Origin of the sequence: Corynebacterium testudinoris, assembly GCF_001021045.1 — a bacterium.
GTDB lineage: Bacteria > Actinomycetota > Actinomycetes > Mycobacteriales > Mycobacteriaceae > Corynebacterium > Corynebacterium testudinoris.
In genome coordinates this window covers 774,363-790,441 of sequence record NZ_CP011545.1, presented here as the reverse complement: position 1 = coordinate 790,441, position 16,079 = coordinate 774,363, and the positions used below count along the sequence as shown (strand labels likewise).

The window sequence follows — 16,079 nt, the reverse complement described above, 5'->3', positions numbered from 1 at the left end:
TCCGTGGGTTAAGGGCACGGGCGTAAAGTAGCTGGGGAACAGATACTTTTCCGCTCTTGGCAACCCGAGGAAAGCCCGTGCATCGGCCCCCAGCAGTCCGCACCGTCCGCCACGACATCAACACGAAGCCGTTCATCGTGATTTGGGAGGTGACTCGAGCCTGCGGCTTGGTGTGCAAGCACTGCCGAGCCGACGCCCAACATGAACCGCACCCCGATCAGCTCACGACGGACGAGGGTAAGCGACTGCTCGATGCCCTGTCCTCCTATGAGAAGCCCCTTCCCCTGGTCGTGCTCACGGGTGGCGATCCCTTCGAGCGGGAAGACCTCGAAGAACTGACTGCTTACGGCACGTCCAAGGGACTCAACGTGTCGCTCTCCCCATCGGTCACTCCCAAGCTCACCCCGGAGCGCATCCGATCACTGCGGGAAGCCGGCGGCAAAGCCATGTCCATGTCGCTGGACGGAGCCACCGCCCAGACCCACGATGCGTTCCGCGGATTCTCCGGCACCTTCGAGCAGACCGTCGAGATGGCTCCCGTGATCAACGAGGCCGGCTATCGCCTACAAATTAACTCCACCTTGACGCGCGACAACATCCACGAGGCCCCAGCGCTGCTGAAGAAGGTCATCGAGATGGGCGCGAAGATGTGGTACGTCTTCTTCCTCGTACCCACTGGCCGAGGAGCAGCACTCAATTGCTTGTCACCGAAAGAGCGCGAAGACGTCCTCAACTGGCTAGTCGACATCTCTGACCGCATCGCCATCAAAACCACTGAGGCCCCGCAGTACCGGCGGGTAGTCCTACAACGCCGCGAGGCCGAGGAGTCCGGCGCACCGAAGTATGAGGGCGGGCCGCTCTACGAGAACCTCACCCAACAGACCACCGCCCTGCTCGGCGAACACGCAGCGAAGCCACGTCCGCCGCGCTCCCCCATGGCAGTGAACTCGGGCTCTGGTTTCGCCTTCATCGACCACGTCGGCGACGTCTACCCCAACGGTTTCCTTCCCCTGCACTGCGGAAACGTCAAAGAGACCAATTTCCCGGAGATCTATACCGAGTCACCCGTATTCAAAGAGCTCCGTGACCCCGACAATTGGCACGGAAAGTGCAGCGTGTGCGGATTCCACACCGTTTGCGGAGGTTCACGGTCAACGGCATTCGCGCTCACCGGTGACTACCGAGCTTCCGATCCAACCTGCGTCTACGTCCCACCTGGGTGGGACACCGATGTTGATGGTGTGGAGCCGGGCGGGCACACCCCGGCGTTGAAACTCACTGTCGTGGAAGATTCGACGTCGGTTTAGGATCGGGTGCACCCTCCAAAGGCTGTTCTACTTCGTGCCTGCCACTATTGAACGAACCGCCATCGCTCGTTGGTCGCCGCATCTACAAGCACCAGTGTCGAAGTATCGGGCTGCTCGACCAAACGTTGACCATTCAATGCTTTTCGCACGTCTTCCTGTGCATTGGTTGTGTCAGGGCAGGCCATGCGGGTCGACCCCAGTAATCCGAATTCGATGGACGCTGGATCGCCGCTCGAGATAACAGCCTCGCCGAAGATCCGGTTGCACGAATCCGTACCGCTCAGCTTGTCGCCCTCGATTCGGAAGCTTGCGTTACGATCCGTTTCTAGGTGCCAGTCAATGTCTGAGATCGATGCTGGTCCGCGGCAGGCCGCCAGCATCACGGGCAGGGCTACCGCTAGCCCGACAACGGTGGCGCCCACCACGAATGACCGTATCCTCATTCCTTCACCTGTCTTTCCTTGGAAGCGCTCGATCGACCGTGGCAAGATTTCATTAATCAGTGCAGGTGGAGAAGTAGTCGCGAGTGACGATGTGAGGCTCTAGCTCACTGCCATCAATATCAATGGTATCGCCGATGAGAACTTCCCCTTCGTTGAGGTTTGCGACGCGATTCCATGTAGTGAGGATGCCCCCAACTTGCGAGTCACCCCATTCCTTAGCTCCAGTAAATCTCACCGTTTCACTATCACTGAATTTCAGCACTACGTCCCCACGAGGGGCCCATGGTTCATCAGCATCCATGAGGTCGACGATAAACTCTCCACCCGGAGGGCTCTCAGTTAGTAGATCAACGTCAGTTCCCTCATTGCCGCCTACAGAGATCCAGTCAATCTTCAATCCACATGGCTGCACAATCACCTCAGGATGCCCGGCTTCATTCCATGTCACGCCGAGGGTTCCGCGAATATCGGTGGTAATGATATTTCCACATGCGGTTAGTAACAGTACTGAACTCAGCATCAAACCGGACGACAATTTGACAGTCGGAAACGTTTTCATTCGTTTAAACAACAGCCAATCCCCTCTCTAATATTTGACTAGCGCGGTTGAAGCATCCCGAAGCCTGGACACTATGATCCGCGGAGGGAGTTTCGTGGCTCCATTCTCAACGAAGCTTTCTCCCAGGATAGCAGCGAAAAACCCAGATTACCGATCAAATGTGTCAGAAGTTGAGATGGTAGGGAAAGCGGCAGGGCAGCAAGCACAAAACAAATCAAAAATTTATCGTGCCAAGATCCGGCCACAGCGCCAGCTTTAAGCCTTCGAGTTGCCTAACCCTCAAGCTTCTCCCCCACCTCGAGCCATTCCATCTCGAGGGCTTCCCGCTCGGCGTGGGCTTCTTGGAGTGCAGCATTGGCGGAGGAGATGAGGGAGTAATCCGGGTCGGCGGCGGAGGAGGCGACGGCCATGTCTTGCTCGAAGGTGGCGATGCGTTCGTCGAGCTTGCTCATCTTCCGTTCGAGGCCGTTGAGCTGCTTTTTTAGCTCGCGTTGCTCTTGGGAGCTCAGGCCCGAAGAATTCACGGAGGCTGCGGCTACTGTCTTTTCACCGAAGTCCAGGGGGCCGGAGCCAGCGGCGGCGGCCATGGCTCGGCGTCGCTCTAGGTATTGTTCGATGCCGCCGGGCAGGTTGGTGAGGGTGCCGTCGCCGAACAGCGCCCAGGTGTTGTCGGCGATGCGCTCGATGAGGTAGCGATCGTGAGAGATGACGACGAGGGTGCCCGGCCAGGAGTCGAGGAGGGATTCGAGTTCTTGGAGGGTGTCGATGTCGAGGTCATTGGTGGGCTCGTCGAGAAGCAGGACGTTGGGTTCGGCCATCAGGACGCGGGTGAGTTGGAGGCGTCGGCGTTCGCCTCCGGAGAGGTCGCCGACGGGGGTGCGTTGGCGTTTGGCGGAAAACCCCAGGCGTTCGGCGAGTTGGGAGGCGGAGATTTCCTTCTTGCCTAGCTGGACGTAGCTGGCGACGTCTTCGACGGCGTCGAGAAGCCGCATGGAAGGGTCCAAGTCGTCGAGTTCCTGGCGCAGCCACCCGAGTCGCACGGTCCGGCCTTCGATGCGCTTACCAGCGCTGAGCTGGTGTTCACCGGCGAGGGTGCGCAGCAGGGTCGTTTTTCCGGAGCCATTGACGCCCACGAGGCCGATTCTTTCGCCGGGGGCGAGGCGCCAGGTGAGGTCGTCGACAAGCAGACGCCCATCGGGCGTTTCCACCCGGGCATCTTCCAGCTCGATGACGACTTTGCCTTGGCGTTGGCGGGAGAATGCGGTGAGTTCGACGCTGTCGCGTGGGTCGGGCACGTTGGCGATGAGGGCCTCGGCGGCCTCGATTCGGTAACGGGGTTTGGAGGTGCGGGCCGGGGCGCCGCGGCGCAGCCAGGCCAATTCCTTGCGGGCGAGGTTCTGGCGGCGCTGCTCGATGGCGTCGGCTTGGCGGGCCCGCTCGGCCCGGGCGAAGGTCCAGTCGTTGTAGCCGCCCTCATAGGCATCAACCTGCCCATCGTGGACTTCCCAGGTGAGGGTGGCAATCGTGTCGAGGAACCAGCGGTCGTGGGTGACCACGACGACGGCGAGTTTCCGGCTGATGAGGTGGTCGGCCAGCCATTGCACACCTTCGACGTCGAGGTGGTTGGTGGGCTCATCGAGGACGATGAGGTCGAGGTCGCGGACGAGCGCGGCGGCGAGGCTGACGCGGCGGCGCTCACCGCCGGAGAGCCCGCCCACCGCGGTGTCAAGGCCGAGTTCTGCCACGCCGAGGCCGCCGAGGACTTCGCGGACACGGGCGTCGGAGGCCCATTCGAAGGTTTGTAGGCCGAGTGGCTTGAGCACGACGTCGGCGATGGAGTCGGTGTCGACGAGCTCGGATCGCTGGGTGACCACGGCCATCCGCAGCTCGGAGTTGTGGGAGACGCGTCCCTCATCGGGTGGCTCGATGCCCGTGAGCACCTCCAGAAGCGTCGTCTTGCCGCCGCCGTTGAGCCCCACGACCCCGATGCGATCGCCAGTTTGTACGCCGAGGCTGACGCCGTCGAGCAGGGTTTTTAGGCCCCACGTTTTGGAAACGTTCTCGAGGTTGATGAGGTTGACCATGCCGGTGAGCCTAGTCGAATGGTTAGTCGAGGACGTACGCGCCCTTGGTCGGGCCGTGTGCGACGGCCCCGGAGTAGAGTCCCTCGGCCAAGAGGTCGTCGAGGAGGTCGCGGGCGTGCAGCTCGGAGGAGCAGAGGAAGGCGCAGGTGGGGCCCGATCCCGACACGATCGCGGCCAATGCCCCGGCTTGTTGGCCCAGCTTCAGGGTGCGGGCAATATCGCTGCGCAGGCTGACGGCCGCGGCCTGCAGATCATTGACCAACAGCGGTGCGAGTTGTTCCGGCGAACCACTCATCAGCGCCTTCGACAGCTCCGTCGTGTCCAGGGAAGGCGGGAGGTCGCGGCCCTGGGCGCGTAGTTCGTCGAGGTGGCCGAACACCCGCGGGGTGGACAGGCCCTTCTTGGAAAACACGAGCGCCCAGTGGTACTGCCCGCGCGAGAGCATGTGGGTCAGCTGCTCGCCCCGCCCGGTGCCCAGCATCGTCCCGCCGCGCAAGGTAAAAGGCACGTCGGAGCCGAGTTCGCCGGCGAGGGCGTCAAGCTCTGTTGGATCGAGGGGCGGGAGGTAATCGCTGAGCAGGGCTTGGGTGGCCACCAGCGCAGCCGCCGCGTCGGCCGATCCGCCGGCCATGCCGCCGGCCGTCGGGATGCCCTTGCGGATGTGGATGCGCACCGAGGGAGCAGATTCGAGCCCCCGGGCCCGGTAAGCATCCACCAGCTTATCGACGCCCCGCCACGCCAGGTTCGTCGGATTGCACGGCACGTACCTCGCGTCGAGGCCGGTCACCGTCAGGTCAGAGACGATGCTGCCCTCGCGCACCTCAACCTCATCATCAACGATCAACGAGAGAGTGTCGTGGAGGTCGAGGGATTGGAAGACGGTGACCAGTTCGTGGAATCCGTCCTCGCGCGCGTCCCCCACCCCGAGGTGGAGGTTGACTTTGCCGTGCGCGCGGGCAACGATCTCGCGCATCGCTACAGCCCAGCCAGCCGGACGAAGTCGGCGACGGAGAGTTTCTCTCCGCGCAGCTGCGGATCGATCCCGGCGGCGTGTAGCGCCGCTTCGGCGGCGGCTCCGCCGCCGTAGTGGCCGGAGAGTGCGGCCCGGAGGGTCTTGCGGCGCTGGGCAAAGGCGGCGTCGATAAGCGGCCACACGCGGGCCCGGGATTCTTCCGTGATCGGCCACGGCGGATTGACGTAGCGATCGATGCGGACCAGGCCCGATTCGATTTTCGGGGCGGGCCAGAAGACGTTCTTGCCGATCGCCCCCGCGCGCTTGACATCGCCATAGAAGGCGGCTTTGACGCTGGGCACGCCGTAGATTTTAGAGCCAGGCGTAGCTGCGAGACGATCGGCGACCTCGGCCTGGACCATGACGAGGACGCGGCGGATCGACGGAAAGGTAGCCAGCAGGTGCAGCAGCACCGGGACCGAGACGTTGTACGGGAGGTTGGCCACCAGGGCGGTTGGTTCCTGCAGGTCATCGGCGGTGATCTTGAGGGCGTCCCGGCCGACGATGGTCAGGCGGGAGGCGTAGGGGGCCGCCCTCCAGGCCACGGTGTGCGGGAGTTCGGCGGCGAGTCGATCGTCGATCTCGACGGCGGTGACCTTGTCCGCCGTATCCAGCAACGCCAGGGTCAACGAACCCAAGCCGGGGCCAACCTCGACGACGTGATCGCTGGGATCCAGCTCCGCGGCCGCGACGATCCGGCGCACCGTGTTCGGATCGTGCACAAAGTTCTGGCCGAGCTTCTTCGTCGGAGTGACGTTGAGCTTCTCCGCCAGAGTGCGGATCTCCACGGGGCCGAGGAGGTCGGCGGGCTGCGCGCTGCTGGAGGTCATAGAGACCAATCTAGTGCACGCCTCAAGCTGCTTAACGCAGGCCCATGCGGGAGGTACACGCGGGCCACGCGCCCCAACCCTGGGAGGCCTGCACCTTCGAAGCGATCTCGATCTGCTGCTCGCGGGTGGCCTGGTCGGCGGTCGCCGCGTACTGGCCGCCACCGTGGGCAGTCCACGTCGACGCGGAGAATTGCAGGCCGCCGTAGTAGCCGTTGCCGGTGTTGATGGACCAGTTTCCGCCCGCCTCACACTGCGCGAGGGTGTCCCACACGGAACCGGACGCGACCGAGGGAGCGGCCTTGGTGCCACGGGAGATGGTGGCCGGGGTCGACGGGGTGATGTCGACCTCCTTGATGATGTCGCGGGCGGTTTCCACGCCGTTGACCGTGGTGATGCGGTGGGTGGTCTCCCGCACGCCCGGCACGGCCGGGGTGACCACGGTTTCCTTGCCCTCCGCGGTCTGCGGATCATCGATGTAGTTCGGCTCGGCTTCGTAATCGCCGGTCTCCGTGGACTCGGTGATATCGATGCGCTGAACATCAACCTTGAGGTTGTTGGTCACGGGCGTGTCCAGGGCCGGGCTGACCTGGTCATGCTTACCCAGGGTGATATCACGAGCGGCGAGCAGGTCCTTGACCGTTGCCGCAGGGACCTCGGTGAACACCGTCTGGCCGCCATCGGTGACCGAAACGATCTTCGGAGTGGTGACCTCGACGCGCATCTGGTCGGTGAGTCGGGCATCAGCGTTGTCCACGTGAGCAGCCGGAGTGACCCCATCCAGCTCTCCCACGAGGTCCTGCACGGTCAGCGCGGTGGAGGTGACGTCGGTCTGCTTGCCATCGATGACCACGGCGACCGGCTTCGCGGTGCGAACGGTGATGGTTTCGCCCTTGGCCAGCGATTCGCTGGGGGCGGGGTAGACGAGATCCTGATCAGCGATGGTGACACCGGCGGCATCCAGAGCGCCAGCCACGTCGCGGGACAAGGTGGTCAGCTCGGTGCGGTCACCGTTGACATCCACCACGACGTCCTTGGCCATCGCGGCGGTGGTGATGCCACCGACGGCGAGCACGCCGACGACTCCGCCAGCTGCGATGCGAGCGGGCAGGGAGATGGTCGAGGGGTTGAGGCGCTTGATCTGGTTGTTGTTATGAAGACCCATGGGGAAATTCAGTCTCGTTTTCTCAGTCTAGTTTTCTCACTGTGGAAAATCGGCCAATGGTCACAGTACGGTAACATTCGCCGATCGTCCAGTATCATTTCCCGTGCGATACCTCTTGAAACACTCAAGCCACATGCGCACCTAGAAATACACAGCGTCGAACGTCTCACTCAGTTCCGCCGCCAATTCCGCCGGCTCCATCCCCCGCGCCGCCGCCACACACAACGCCGTGTGCCCAATTATCGCCGGCTCATTCCTCCCGCCCCGGAACGGCTCCGGCGTCATGTACGGAGCATCCGTCTCAATGAGCAACTGTCCCCGCGGAGCCAACCTCGCTGCCTCCCGCAACTCCTCATTGCGCTTAAACGTCACGTTGCCTGCAAAACTCAGCACATAGCCGCGAGCCAACGCCTCCTCAGCCATCGCCAGCGGCGAAGAGAAACAGTGCAGGATCGTGTACTTCGGCCGCGGCGCATCAGCGAGGACCCGCATGAGCTCCTCATCGGCCTCCCGATTGTGAATCATCAACGCCTTCCCCGACTCCACCGCCAGGTCAATGTGCCAGCGCAGCGCCTCCTCCTGCACCTCCAACGGTGCCGTCGACTCCGGCTCGTGGCGAATCCAATACGTATCTAAACCGGTCTCCCCCACCGCCACGCATCGCGGGTCCGCGGCCATCTCCCGCAAGCGCGCCCGAGCTGCCTCATCGAGCTCGTGGGCCCTCGTCGGGTGAATCGCGCAGGCGGCAAACACCCGCTCGTTGTGCTGGGCGGCGGCCAGCGCCAACTCGGCCTCCGCCAAACCGTCGCCGACGGTACACAGCTTATCGACGCCCGCCCCTACCGCCCGCGCCACCATCGCATCCACCTCTTCCGGGGTCCGGGCCCCCGCCGAGGCGAGGTGCGTGTGCGCGTCGACGATCCCCGGGATCGTTTCTGCGGGGACCGGTACCGGACGGGGCTTCTTCTTCGACATGGCTGTCATTGTAGGGATTAGCGTGGGAGCCATGTTCACTGCCAGCGACTGGGTGTTCCACGATCTCACCCGCCCCCTGCACCCGGACCAGGAACGCTTCCCCACCGACCCGCCAATGTCGGTTCACCTCCTGAGCACCGCCGCCGACGATGGCTTCGAGGTGACCTCTTACCAGGTGGTCGGGCCCACCGGCACGCACGTCGATGCCCCCTCCCACGTCGTGCCAGGCGGGCGAACACTCGAGCAGATTCCCGCATCTCAATCACTCCTGCCGTTGATCGTCCTCGATTCCCCCGATGTCAAGGCCTGGGAGGAACGCCACGGTCGGGTGCCCGCCGGGTGTTTCGCGGCGCTTCGCGGCGGAGGCTGGACCGTGCCCGCGCTGGAAGTCCTCCACTCACGCGGCGTCATCGCTATCGGCCACGACACCCTCAATGCCGACCCAGCCGACCTCGCTGCCGTCGGCTCTTTCCCCGCCCAACGCTGGTGGCTGGAGCATGACCATTGGCAGATCGAGAACCTCCGCCCGTTCACCGGCTTGCCCGCCACTGGCGCCTGGATCATGGCCACCTGGCCCCTCCCCGCCGGAGGCTCTGCCTTCCCGGCGCGCGTCATTGCCCTAACCCCTACTGGCCAGCGCGAGCGGTAGCACCACCTGCCCGGAGATCCTGGCCAAGGCTTCTCCCGCCACAGTCACCGACCACCCGGTATCCACCAGTTCCGTGACCAGCAGGATCGGGCCGTCCACATCGGGCAGGCCTGTGAAGTCCCAGTGTTCCAGGAGGCCCTTCACCCGATAGGCCGAGTTCTGCGCGGTGACCTCTCCGGCACCGGGACGCACGGGCAGGGTCCCCACAAAGTCCATCCGGCCGACCGCGGCCACCGCTTCCGCCAAGGCCGTCACCTGAGCCGTGGCCTCCGGATCGACCGTGCCGAGCGCAATGACGCTGGTGGGCCGTTGCTCCCAATCCCAGTCCGACAACACCGCGACAATGCGGGGCAACCACGTGTCTTCTTGCCACGGCGACGTTGGCCGCCACGCCTTGTTGCCGAGCAATTCCCTCAACGCCGGTCCCCGAGCGATGTCGTTGAGGCGACCAAGAGCTCGACCGGGCTCCACGCCGTGAATTTTCCCCTTGACGCTAATGCCGGTTGGCCATTGCTTGCGCTGGGTCAGACGCACTCCCGGCGCCGTGAGTCGGGAGGAGACCCGGTTGGCCACGGACGCGTCGACGCCTGTGGCCCAGGTACGGCCCGTGCAGTTATCGCAGCGGCCACAGTCACTGGTTGCGGTGACATCATCTAATTGGCGGCGCAGGAACAACAAGCGGCAGCCGGTGGTCCGCTGGTAGTCCACCATGGCGTTTTGTTCCGCGATGCGGGCGGCAGCCAGGCCTTGGTAGCGCGCGGCATCGTAGGTCCATGGTTGGCCGGTGGACACCCAGCCGCTGCGAACCCGGTTGACCGCGCCATCGACGTCGAGGACTTTGAGGACTTGCTCGAGGCGAGAGCGGCTGAGATCGACCTGACTTTCCAGGCGGATCGTCGATTGCGCTTCATCTCCCAGCGCCGAAAGCAGCCGCTGGACTGTCTGCTCATCCGGGAATGACACGGAGGCAAAGTAGCGCCAGATATCGCGGTCTTCCGCACCGGGGAGGAGGATGACCTCGGCCCGGTCAGTGCCACGGCCGGCGCGGCCAATCTGCTGGTAGTAGGAGACCGGGGAGCTCGGCGCCCCCACATGGACGACGAATCCCAGGTCTGGTTTATCAAATCCCATGCCCAACGCGGACGTGGCCACCAGCGCCTTGAGTTCATTGCCAATCAACGCCTGCTCCAGGCGTTCCCGCTCCCCGGCTTCCGTGCGGCCGGTGTACGCCGCAACGTTCCAGCCCGCCGCCTCCAGTGCTTCCGCCAAGTCCTCAGCCGCCGCGACCGTCAAGCAATAGATAACCCCGGAGCCTTCGAGTTCGCTGAGGTGAGAGGCCAGCCATGCCGGACGCTGGGTCGAATCCTCCAGCTGGACCACGGATAAGTGCAGGGATTCTCGATCCAAGCCGCCCCGGAGCAGACCAGTCTCGGCCCCCAGCTGTGCCTGGACATCGGCGACCACGCGGTCGTTGGCCGTCGCTGTCGTGGCCAACACCGGCACTCCGTCCGGGAGTTCAGCCAGAAGTGTGCGGATGCGCCGATAATCCGGCCGGAAATCATGCCCCCAGTCCGAGATACAGTGCGCCTCGTCCACGACCACCATGCCCACGGCCTGGGCGATGTGCGGCAGAACCTCCTCGCGGAAGCCGGGGTTGTTCAGCCGCTCCGGCGAGATAAGCAGGACATCGACCTCACCCGACACCACCTGGGCTTGAATCTCTTCCCATTCGGTCATGTTCGCGCTGTTGAGCGTGGCCGCCGCAATCCCGGCCTTTCGAGCGGCCTCCACCTGGTTGCGCATAAGCGCCAGCAGCGGGGAGATGATGAGCGTGGGGCCCCTCCCCGCCTCACGCAGCAGTTTCGCCGCGATGAAGTACACCGCCGACTTGCCCCAGCCGGTTCGCTGCACCACCAGCATCCGCCGCCGCTGTTCGACGAGTGCCTGGATCGCCGTCCATTGATCATCGCGTAAGTGGGCACCCGCCCCCGCGATTCCGACGAGTAACTCATTTGCCTGGCCCCGAGTAAGCTCCATGAACTACACGCTAGACCATGCCCCCGACATTAGCCCTGAGCTGCTAATTCATCATCAATGAACCCCCGCCGCGCGGCCCGGAAACCCGCCGCTCCCATGAGCGCACACAGCGCCGCCAGGACCGGCAGGATGAGGTCCCAGCCGCCCAGCGCTTCGCGCGCCATGCCTACCGCGAAGGGGCCGACGGCGGCGATGAGGTAGCCGACTGGTTGCACGAAGCCCGACAGTCGAGCGGTGACCATGGGGGCCCGGCTGCGCGCCGGGATGAGCGCGATGGCCATGGGGAATGAGAAGCCACCCACGCCGAGGAGCACTGACCACACCACGGGGGCCGCTGTGGCATCCCACCACAGTCCGAGGTAACCCAGGGCCATGAGGACGGCGAAGAGGATCGGGAGCCATTGAATGTTGCGCCATCGATCGATCACCACGGGCATGACGAGCCCGCCGAGGATGCCGCAGCCCGCGGCGATGGCAAGTGCCACGCTCGCGGCGTTGGTGCTCGCCCCACTGTCCACGAGGATCTTGGGCAGCCATCCCATCTGGATGTAGGCGTTCATGGATTGCAGGCCGAAGAAGAACATGAGGTAGACGGCCGTCGGGGCGCGCCACAGGGAATTCCGCTTCGCCGGGCCGTCATCCGAGAGATCGACTGCCCCCGAGCGGGGCACGTCGCGCCCCACCTTCGGCAGAATCACTAACCACACCAGCAGTTGCACGGCGGCAGGGATCGCCCACAAGAACAACGCCCAGCGGAAGTCGAGCCCCAGCAGCGCGGTCAATGGTCCCAGGGCGCCAGACAGGCCCAGCACTGAGCCGTAGATCGTCATTAAGGCGACGATGTGTCGCCCGCCGTGGTTCTTTATCCATGCGGGGAGCAGTACGTTGCCCAGCGCGATGCCCACGCCGACGCAGGCGGTGAGCAGGATGAACAGCGAGATGGAACCTATCCACGGTCGCAGCGCCAATCCCAGCAGGGTCAGGGCCATGCCCAGCCACAGGGTCCTGGTCAATCCCAGCCGCGTGGCCACCGGGACCGCCACCAGCCCGAAGAGAGCAAAGAGGAGGCCGGGGATGGCGGTGATGACGCCGGCGAGGGTGCCGCCCGCGTTGAAGGCCAGGAGGACGTCGGCAAGCACTGCCCCGAGCGAGGTGATGCCGGAGCGAAGGTTGATTGCCGCGATGAACACCGCGATGAAGAGCAGCGCGGCGGGAAGTGCTTTACTCCTCACCCCGATCAGCTAGCTTTCGCTGAGGATCGGTGCCCATTCCGGGCCGGTCTCGGCGAGCTCGGGGTCCAGTTTTTGGATGAGGGGCTGGGGCTTGTCCAGCGGGGTGCCCGCGACGACATCGATCCGCTTCCACACGGCCTGCTGCGAGGTGTAGTCGCCGGTGATGACGGGGTAGGTCTGGCCTGCTTCGGGCAAGTCGACGCCGACGAGCTCAACCGGCATGTCATCGGTGACTTCCTCGATAACCGGGGTGGCTGCCCACACGCCGTCGCGGCCGAGGGTCTCGTGGACCTGCTGCGCGATGTGCGGCAGGTAGGGGGTGAGCAGGACGTTGCAGTCGGAAACAACCTGCAGAGCGGTCCACAGCACGGTGGCCAGGCGCTCGCGCTGGGTCTCGTCCTTGGCCAGCTTCCAGGGCTCCTGTTCCGCGATGTAGGCGTTGGCTTCGCCGACGACGTGCATGGCGGCGGTGATGCCTGCCTTGAACTTGGAGGCGGCCAAAGCCTCGCCGACGACGTCGAACGTCGAGGCCGCCAGGTCGAGGATCTTCTGGTCTGATTCGGTCAAAGCCCCGGGGGCGGGCACCTCGCCGAAGTTCTTATTCGCCATGGCGACGGTGCGGTTGACCAGGTTGCCCCAGCCATTGGCCAGCTCGTTGTTCACGCGGCGGACGAACTCATCCCAGGTGAAATCGGTGTCGGTGTTCTCCGGGCCTGCGACGGCGATGAAATAGCGCAACGGGTCGGGACCGAACTCAGCGAGGAAGTCCTTGACGTAGATGACCACGCCTTTGGACGAGGAGAACTTCGAGCCGGACATGGTGAGGTACTCGGAGGAGACGACCTCGGTGGGGAGGTTGATCTCGCCGTACTCGTGGAGGGTGCCACCCTTGGATCCCTTGCCGGCGTAACCGAGCAGCTCGGCGGGCCAGATCTGGGAGTGGAAGGTGATGTTGTCCTTGCCCATGAAGTAGTAGCCGGTGGCCTCGGGGTTTTGCCACCACTGCTTCCAAGCGTCGGGCTGGCCGGAACGCCACGCCCACTCGATGGAGGCGGAGAGGTAGCCCACGACAGCGTCGAACCACACGTAGAGCTTCTTGGCGTTGTTGTCCTGCCAGCCCTCCACTGGGATGGGCACACCCCAGTCAATGTCGCGGGTCATGGCGCGGGGGCGCAGGTCGTCGAGGAGGTTGAGGGAGAACTTCAGCACGTTGGGGCGCCAGTCTTCGCGCCCGCGCAGCCACTCGCCCAGCGCGTCGGCGAGGGAGGGCAGGTCGAGGAGGAAGTGCTCGGTTTCGACGAACTCCGGGGTCTCCCCGTTGATCTTGGACACCGGGTTGATCAGGTCGGAGGGGTCGAGCTGGTTGCCGCAGTTGTCACACTGATCGCCGCGGGCTTCGGGGTAGTTGCAGATCGGGCACGTGCCCTCGATGTAGCGGTCGGGCAGGGTGCGCCCGGTCGACGGGGATACCGCGCCCTGGGTCGTCTCCTTGATCATGTAACCGTTGTCGTAGAGGCCCTTGAACAACTCCTGCACCACCGCGTAGTGGTTCCGGGTGGTGGTGCGGGTAAACAGGTCGTAGGTCAGGCCCAGACCGGCCAAGTCTTCGACGATCTGGCGGTTGTAGCGATCGGCGAGTTCCTTGACGGTCACGCCTTCCTTGTCGGCCTGCACCAACAAGGGGGTGCCGTGCTCGTCCGTGCCGGAGATCATGAGGACCTCGTTGCCCACCATCCGCTGGTAGCGGGCAAAGACATCAGAGGGGACGCCGAAACCGGCGACGTGTCCGATGTGGCGGGGGCCGTTGGCATACGGCCAGGCGACGGAGACAAGCACAGACTGGGTCATGCCCTACACCCTATTTCATCGGGTCCCTTTTGTTGATTTTGGCCATCCGCTGCTGACGGCGGGCCTTGTTCCTCGCGGCACGCTGGTGTTCCTGGTGCACCCGACGCTCCCGCGCGAGGCGGGCGGCGAACTCCTGTTGGGATCGGTAGTCGAGGTAGATGACGTCGTTGCGCAGGTCCTTGACCAGGGCGACCATGAGTCCGATGATGACCAGGAGGAAGGGGCTGGCCGCGATGATCGTGATGGATTGGAGGTTGCCCAGCGAGTCCTCCGAGGAGGTGAGCATGACCATGCCAATCGCGGCGGTGAGGATGCCCCACAGCGCGGAGACCCAGGGGGTGGCGTTGCTGCGGCCGTGCTGGGAGAGGGTGCCCATGACGGTGGAGGCGGAGTCCGCGGAGGTGACGAAGAAGGTGCCCAGCAAGATCATGGCCACGACACCCATGATGGTGCCGCCGGGCAGCTGGTGGAGCAGATTGAACAGCTGGGACGGGGCGGAGCCGTCGCCCCAGATGGAGCGGCCTTCCTGCTCGAAGGTGATGGCGGTGCCGCCGAGGATGGAGAACCACACGACGGAGACCAGCGAGGGAACGACGAGGACGCCGATGGTGAATTCACGGATGGTGCGACCGCGGGAGATGCGTGCGAGGAACATGCCCACGAAGGGTGACCAGGAGATCCACCAGGCCCAGTAGAAGATGGTCCAGGAGTTAAGCCATTCGCCGGCGGTGCCGTCTGCGGAGACTCCGGTGCGGCCGGCCATCTCGAAGAACTGGGAGAAGTAGCTGGCCATGGAGGTCGGCATGAGGTTGAGCACGGCGACGGTCGGGCCCATGATGAAGATGAAGATGGCCAGAATGGCCGCGATCACCATGTTGGTGTTGGACAGGTACTGGATGCCCTTGCCCACGCCCGAGAGCGCGGAGACAATGAACGCCAGGGTGAGCACGAGGATGATGCCGATGATGGTCCAGGTGCCCGGATCATCAATAATCCCCGAGGCGGACAGTCCCGCGCGGATCTGCAGCGCTCCCACACCCAAGGAGGTGGCGGTGCCGAAGACGGTGGCGATGATCGCCAGGATGTCCACGAGCTTGCCCCAGAATCCGCGGGCACCCTTTTCACCCAGCAGCGGCACGAAGGCCGAGGAGATCAGCTGCGGGCGGCCGAGCCGGAAGGTGGAGTAGGCAATCGCCAGGCCCACGACGGCGTAGATCGCCCAGGGGTGGAGGGTCCAGTGGAACAACGAGGAGGCCATGGCGGCCCCGACCTCGTGCTCGGAGCGACCCGGGACGCCATCGCGGTAGAAGGTCAGCGGTTCGGTCGCGCCGTAGAACATGAGGCCAATGCCCATGCCGGCAGCGAACATCATGGCGATCCAGGAGACGGTGCGGAATTCTGGTGCCTCGTCGCTGGCCCCCAGTTTGATTTGGCCGAACTTGCTCGCGGCGATGATGATCATGAACGCCACGAAGACGGTGCCAAACAGCACGAAGGCCCACCCGAGGTTGTTCACCACCAGGCTCAGGGCGGAGGAGGCAAAATTGGCAAAGCTGTCGGGGCTCAACAGGCCCCACAAAACGACGGCGACGATGACGCCGGCGGTGGGAAGAATAACCGCCCAGTCAAAGCTGGGCTTGTCGTCCTCCTCGTGCCGGTCAACGGCGTCGGAGGTTTCATCGAGGTGGCCGCCGATGAGCTCAGCGTCCGACATCATCGATGCCAGCTGTTCAGTGGCGGTGCTGGGTTCCGCCTGCTCAGGATTGGTCATGGGTATAACTGTTGAGCATTCGTGTGTACGTCACCAACTGCGCGCCCACCGTCGCGCTCCCTGAAAACAGCGTATCGACGCCCCCGTTACCTCCCCGTAACACCCATCACCGCAGGTGAGTCCCCCAAGGGGACCATGAGATCACAAAAGCATAACCATTTCTTTTCGTA

General features: G+C 64.2%; 13 protein-coding genes. 2 read left to right on the top strand and 11 right to left on the bottom strand.

Annotated elements, in window-relative coordinates; genetic code table 11:
- Positions 1-56: 56 nt before the first annotated feature.
- Positions 57-1,307, top strand: a complete 1,251-nt coding sequence (locus CTEST_RS03885) for a TIGR04053 family radical SAM/SPASM domain-containing protein (RefSeq protein WP_047252627.1) — start codon at positions 57-59, stop codon at positions 1,305-1,307.
- A gap of 44 nt (positions 1,308-1,351) precedes the next feature.
- Here the strand turns inward: CTEST_RS03885 and CTEST_RS03880 are convergent, their stop codons facing one another.
- The 7 genes from CTEST_RS03880 to CTEST_RS03850 form a co-directional block, all read right to left on the bottom strand.
- Positions 1,352-1,732: an META domain-containing protein gene (locus CTEST_RS03880; RefSeq protein ID WP_236686132.1), complete on the bottom strand. Its 381-nt coding sequence runs from the start codon at positions 1,730-1,732 to the stop codon at positions 1,352-1,354.
- Between the two features lie 70 nt (positions 1,733-1,802).
- The gene (locus CTEST_RS03875; protein WP_144413213.1) at positions 1,803-2,309 is read right to left on the bottom strand and encodes a hypothetical protein; all 507 of its coding nucleotides are present in this window, start codon (positions 2,307-2,309) and stop codon (positions 1,803-1,805) included.
- A 272-nt stretch (positions 2,310-2,581) separates the two neighbouring features.
- The gene (locus tag CTEST_RS03870; protein WP_047252624.1) at positions 2,582-4,393 is read right to left on the bottom strand and encodes an ABC-F family ATP-binding cassette domain-containing protein; all 1,812 of its coding nucleotides are present in this window, start codon (positions 4,391-4,393) and stop codon (positions 2,582-2,584) included.
- A gap of 22 nt (positions 4,394-4,415) precedes the next feature.
- The gene (locus CTEST_RS03865) at positions 4,416-5,366 is read right to left on the bottom strand and encodes a 4-(cytidine 5'-diphospho)-2-C-methyl-D-erythritol kinase (protein WP_047252623.1); all 951 of its coding nucleotides are present in this window, start codon (positions 5,364-5,366) and stop codon (positions 4,416-4,418) included.
- 2 nt (positions 5,367-5,368) lie between these two features.
- Positions 5,369-6,235, bottom strand: a complete 867-nt coding sequence (gene rsmA / locus CTEST_RS03860) for a 16S rRNA (adenine(1518)-N(6)/adenine(1519)-N(6))-dimethyltransferase RsmA (protein WP_047252622.1) — start codon at positions 6,233-6,235, stop codon at positions 5,369-5,371.
- 31 nt (positions 6,236-6,266) lie between these two features.
- On the bottom strand, positions 6,267-7,397 hold the full coding sequence (locus tag CTEST_RS13945; protein ID WP_047252621.1) for a resuscitation-promoting factor: 1,131 nt from the start codon (positions 7,395-7,397) through the stop codon (positions 6,267-6,269).
- Between the two features lie 141 nt (positions 7,398-7,538).
- Complete coding sequence (locus tag CTEST_RS03850; protein ID WP_047252620.1) at positions 7,539-8,372, bottom strand: TatD family hydrolase; 834 nt, start codon at positions 8,370-8,372, stop codon at positions 7,539-7,541.
- 31 nt (positions 8,373-8,403) lie between these two features.
- On the opposite strand from CTEST_RS03850, the gene CTEST_RS03845 reads away from it, so the two are divergent.
- Entirely contained in the window at positions 8,404-9,021 is a 618-nt protein-coding gene (locus tag CTEST_RS03845; protein WP_047252619.1) for a cyclase family protein, read from the top strand.
- Here CTEST_RS03845 and CTEST_RS03840 read toward each other — a convergent pair.
- The 4 genes from CTEST_RS03840 to CTEST_RS03825 are packed head-to-tail and all read right to left on the bottom strand — an operon-like array spanning position 8,992 to position 15,909.
- Complete coding sequence (locus tag CTEST_RS03840; RefSeq protein ID WP_047252618.1) at positions 8,992-11,058, bottom strand: RecQ family ATP-dependent DNA helicase; 2,067 nt, start codon at positions 11,056-11,058, stop codon at positions 8,992-8,994. The genes CTEST_RS03845 and CTEST_RS03840 overlap by 30 nt on opposite strands.
- A 29-nt stretch (positions 11,059-11,087) precedes the next feature.
- Positions 11,088-12,290 carry an MFS transporter gene (locus CTEST_RS03835; RefSeq protein WP_047252617.1) on the bottom strand — a complete coding sequence of 401 codons (1,203 nt, stop codon included), beginning with the start codon at positions 12,288-12,290 and terminating at the stop codon, positions 11,088-11,090.
- Positions 12,291-12,299: 9 nt separating this feature from the next.
- Positions 12,300-14,138: a methionine--tRNA ligase gene (metG, locus tag CTEST_RS03830; RefSeq protein ID WP_047252616.1), complete on the bottom strand. Its 1,839-nt coding sequence runs from the start codon at positions 14,136-14,138 to the stop codon at positions 12,300-12,302.
- A 10-nt stretch (positions 14,139-14,148) separates the two neighbouring features.
- A complete protein-coding gene (locus CTEST_RS03825) occupies positions 14,149-15,909 on the bottom strand; it encodes a BCCT family transporter (RefSeq protein WP_047252615.1) in 1,761 nt (586 codons plus the stop codon).
- Positions 15,910-16,079 lie beyond the last annotated feature (170 nt).

Excerpts from the sequence above, each read along its gene's own strand:
- CTEST_RS03875 (WP_144413213.1), bottom strand. The coding sequence starts at position 2,309 with ATGAAAACGTTTCCGACTGTCAAATTGTCGTCCGGTTTGATGCTGAGT.
- CTEST_RS03870 (WP_047252624.1), bottom strand. The coding sequence starts at position 4,393 with ATGGTCAACCTCATCAACCTCGAGAACGTTTCCAAAACGTGGGGCCTA.
- CTEST_RS03865 (WP_047252623.1), bottom strand. The coding sequence starts at position 5,366 with ATGCGCGAGATCGTTGCCCGCGCGCACGGCAAAGTCAACCTCCACCTC.
- rsmA (WP_047252622.1), bottom strand. The coding sequence starts at position 6,235 with ATGACCTCCAGCAGCGCGCAGCCCGCCGACCTCCTCGGCCCCGTGGAG.
- CTEST_RS13945 (WP_047252621.1), bottom strand. The coding sequence starts at position 7,397 with ATGGGTCTTCATAACAACAACCAGATCAAGCGCCTCAACCCCTCGACC.
- CTEST_RS03850 (WP_047252620.1), bottom strand. The coding sequence starts at position 8,372 with ATGTCGAAGAAGAAGCCCCGTCCGGTACCGGTCCCCGCAGAAACGATC.
- CTEST_RS03845 (WP_047252619.1), top strand. The coding sequence starts at position 8,404 with ATGTTCACTGCCAGCGACTGGGTGTTCCACGATCTCACCCGCCCCCTG.
- CTEST_RS03840 (WP_047252618.1), bottom strand. The coding sequence starts at position 11,058 with ATGGAGCTTACTCGGGGCCAGGCAAATGAGTTACTCGTCGGAATCGCG.
- metG (WP_047252616.1), bottom strand. The coding sequence starts at position 14,138 with ATGACCCAGTCTGTGCTTGTCTCCGTCGCCTGGCCGTATGCCAACGGC.
- CTEST_RS03825 (WP_047252615.1), bottom strand. The coding sequence starts at position 15,909 with ATGACCAATCCTGAGCAGGCGGAACCCAGCACCGCCACTGAACAGCTG.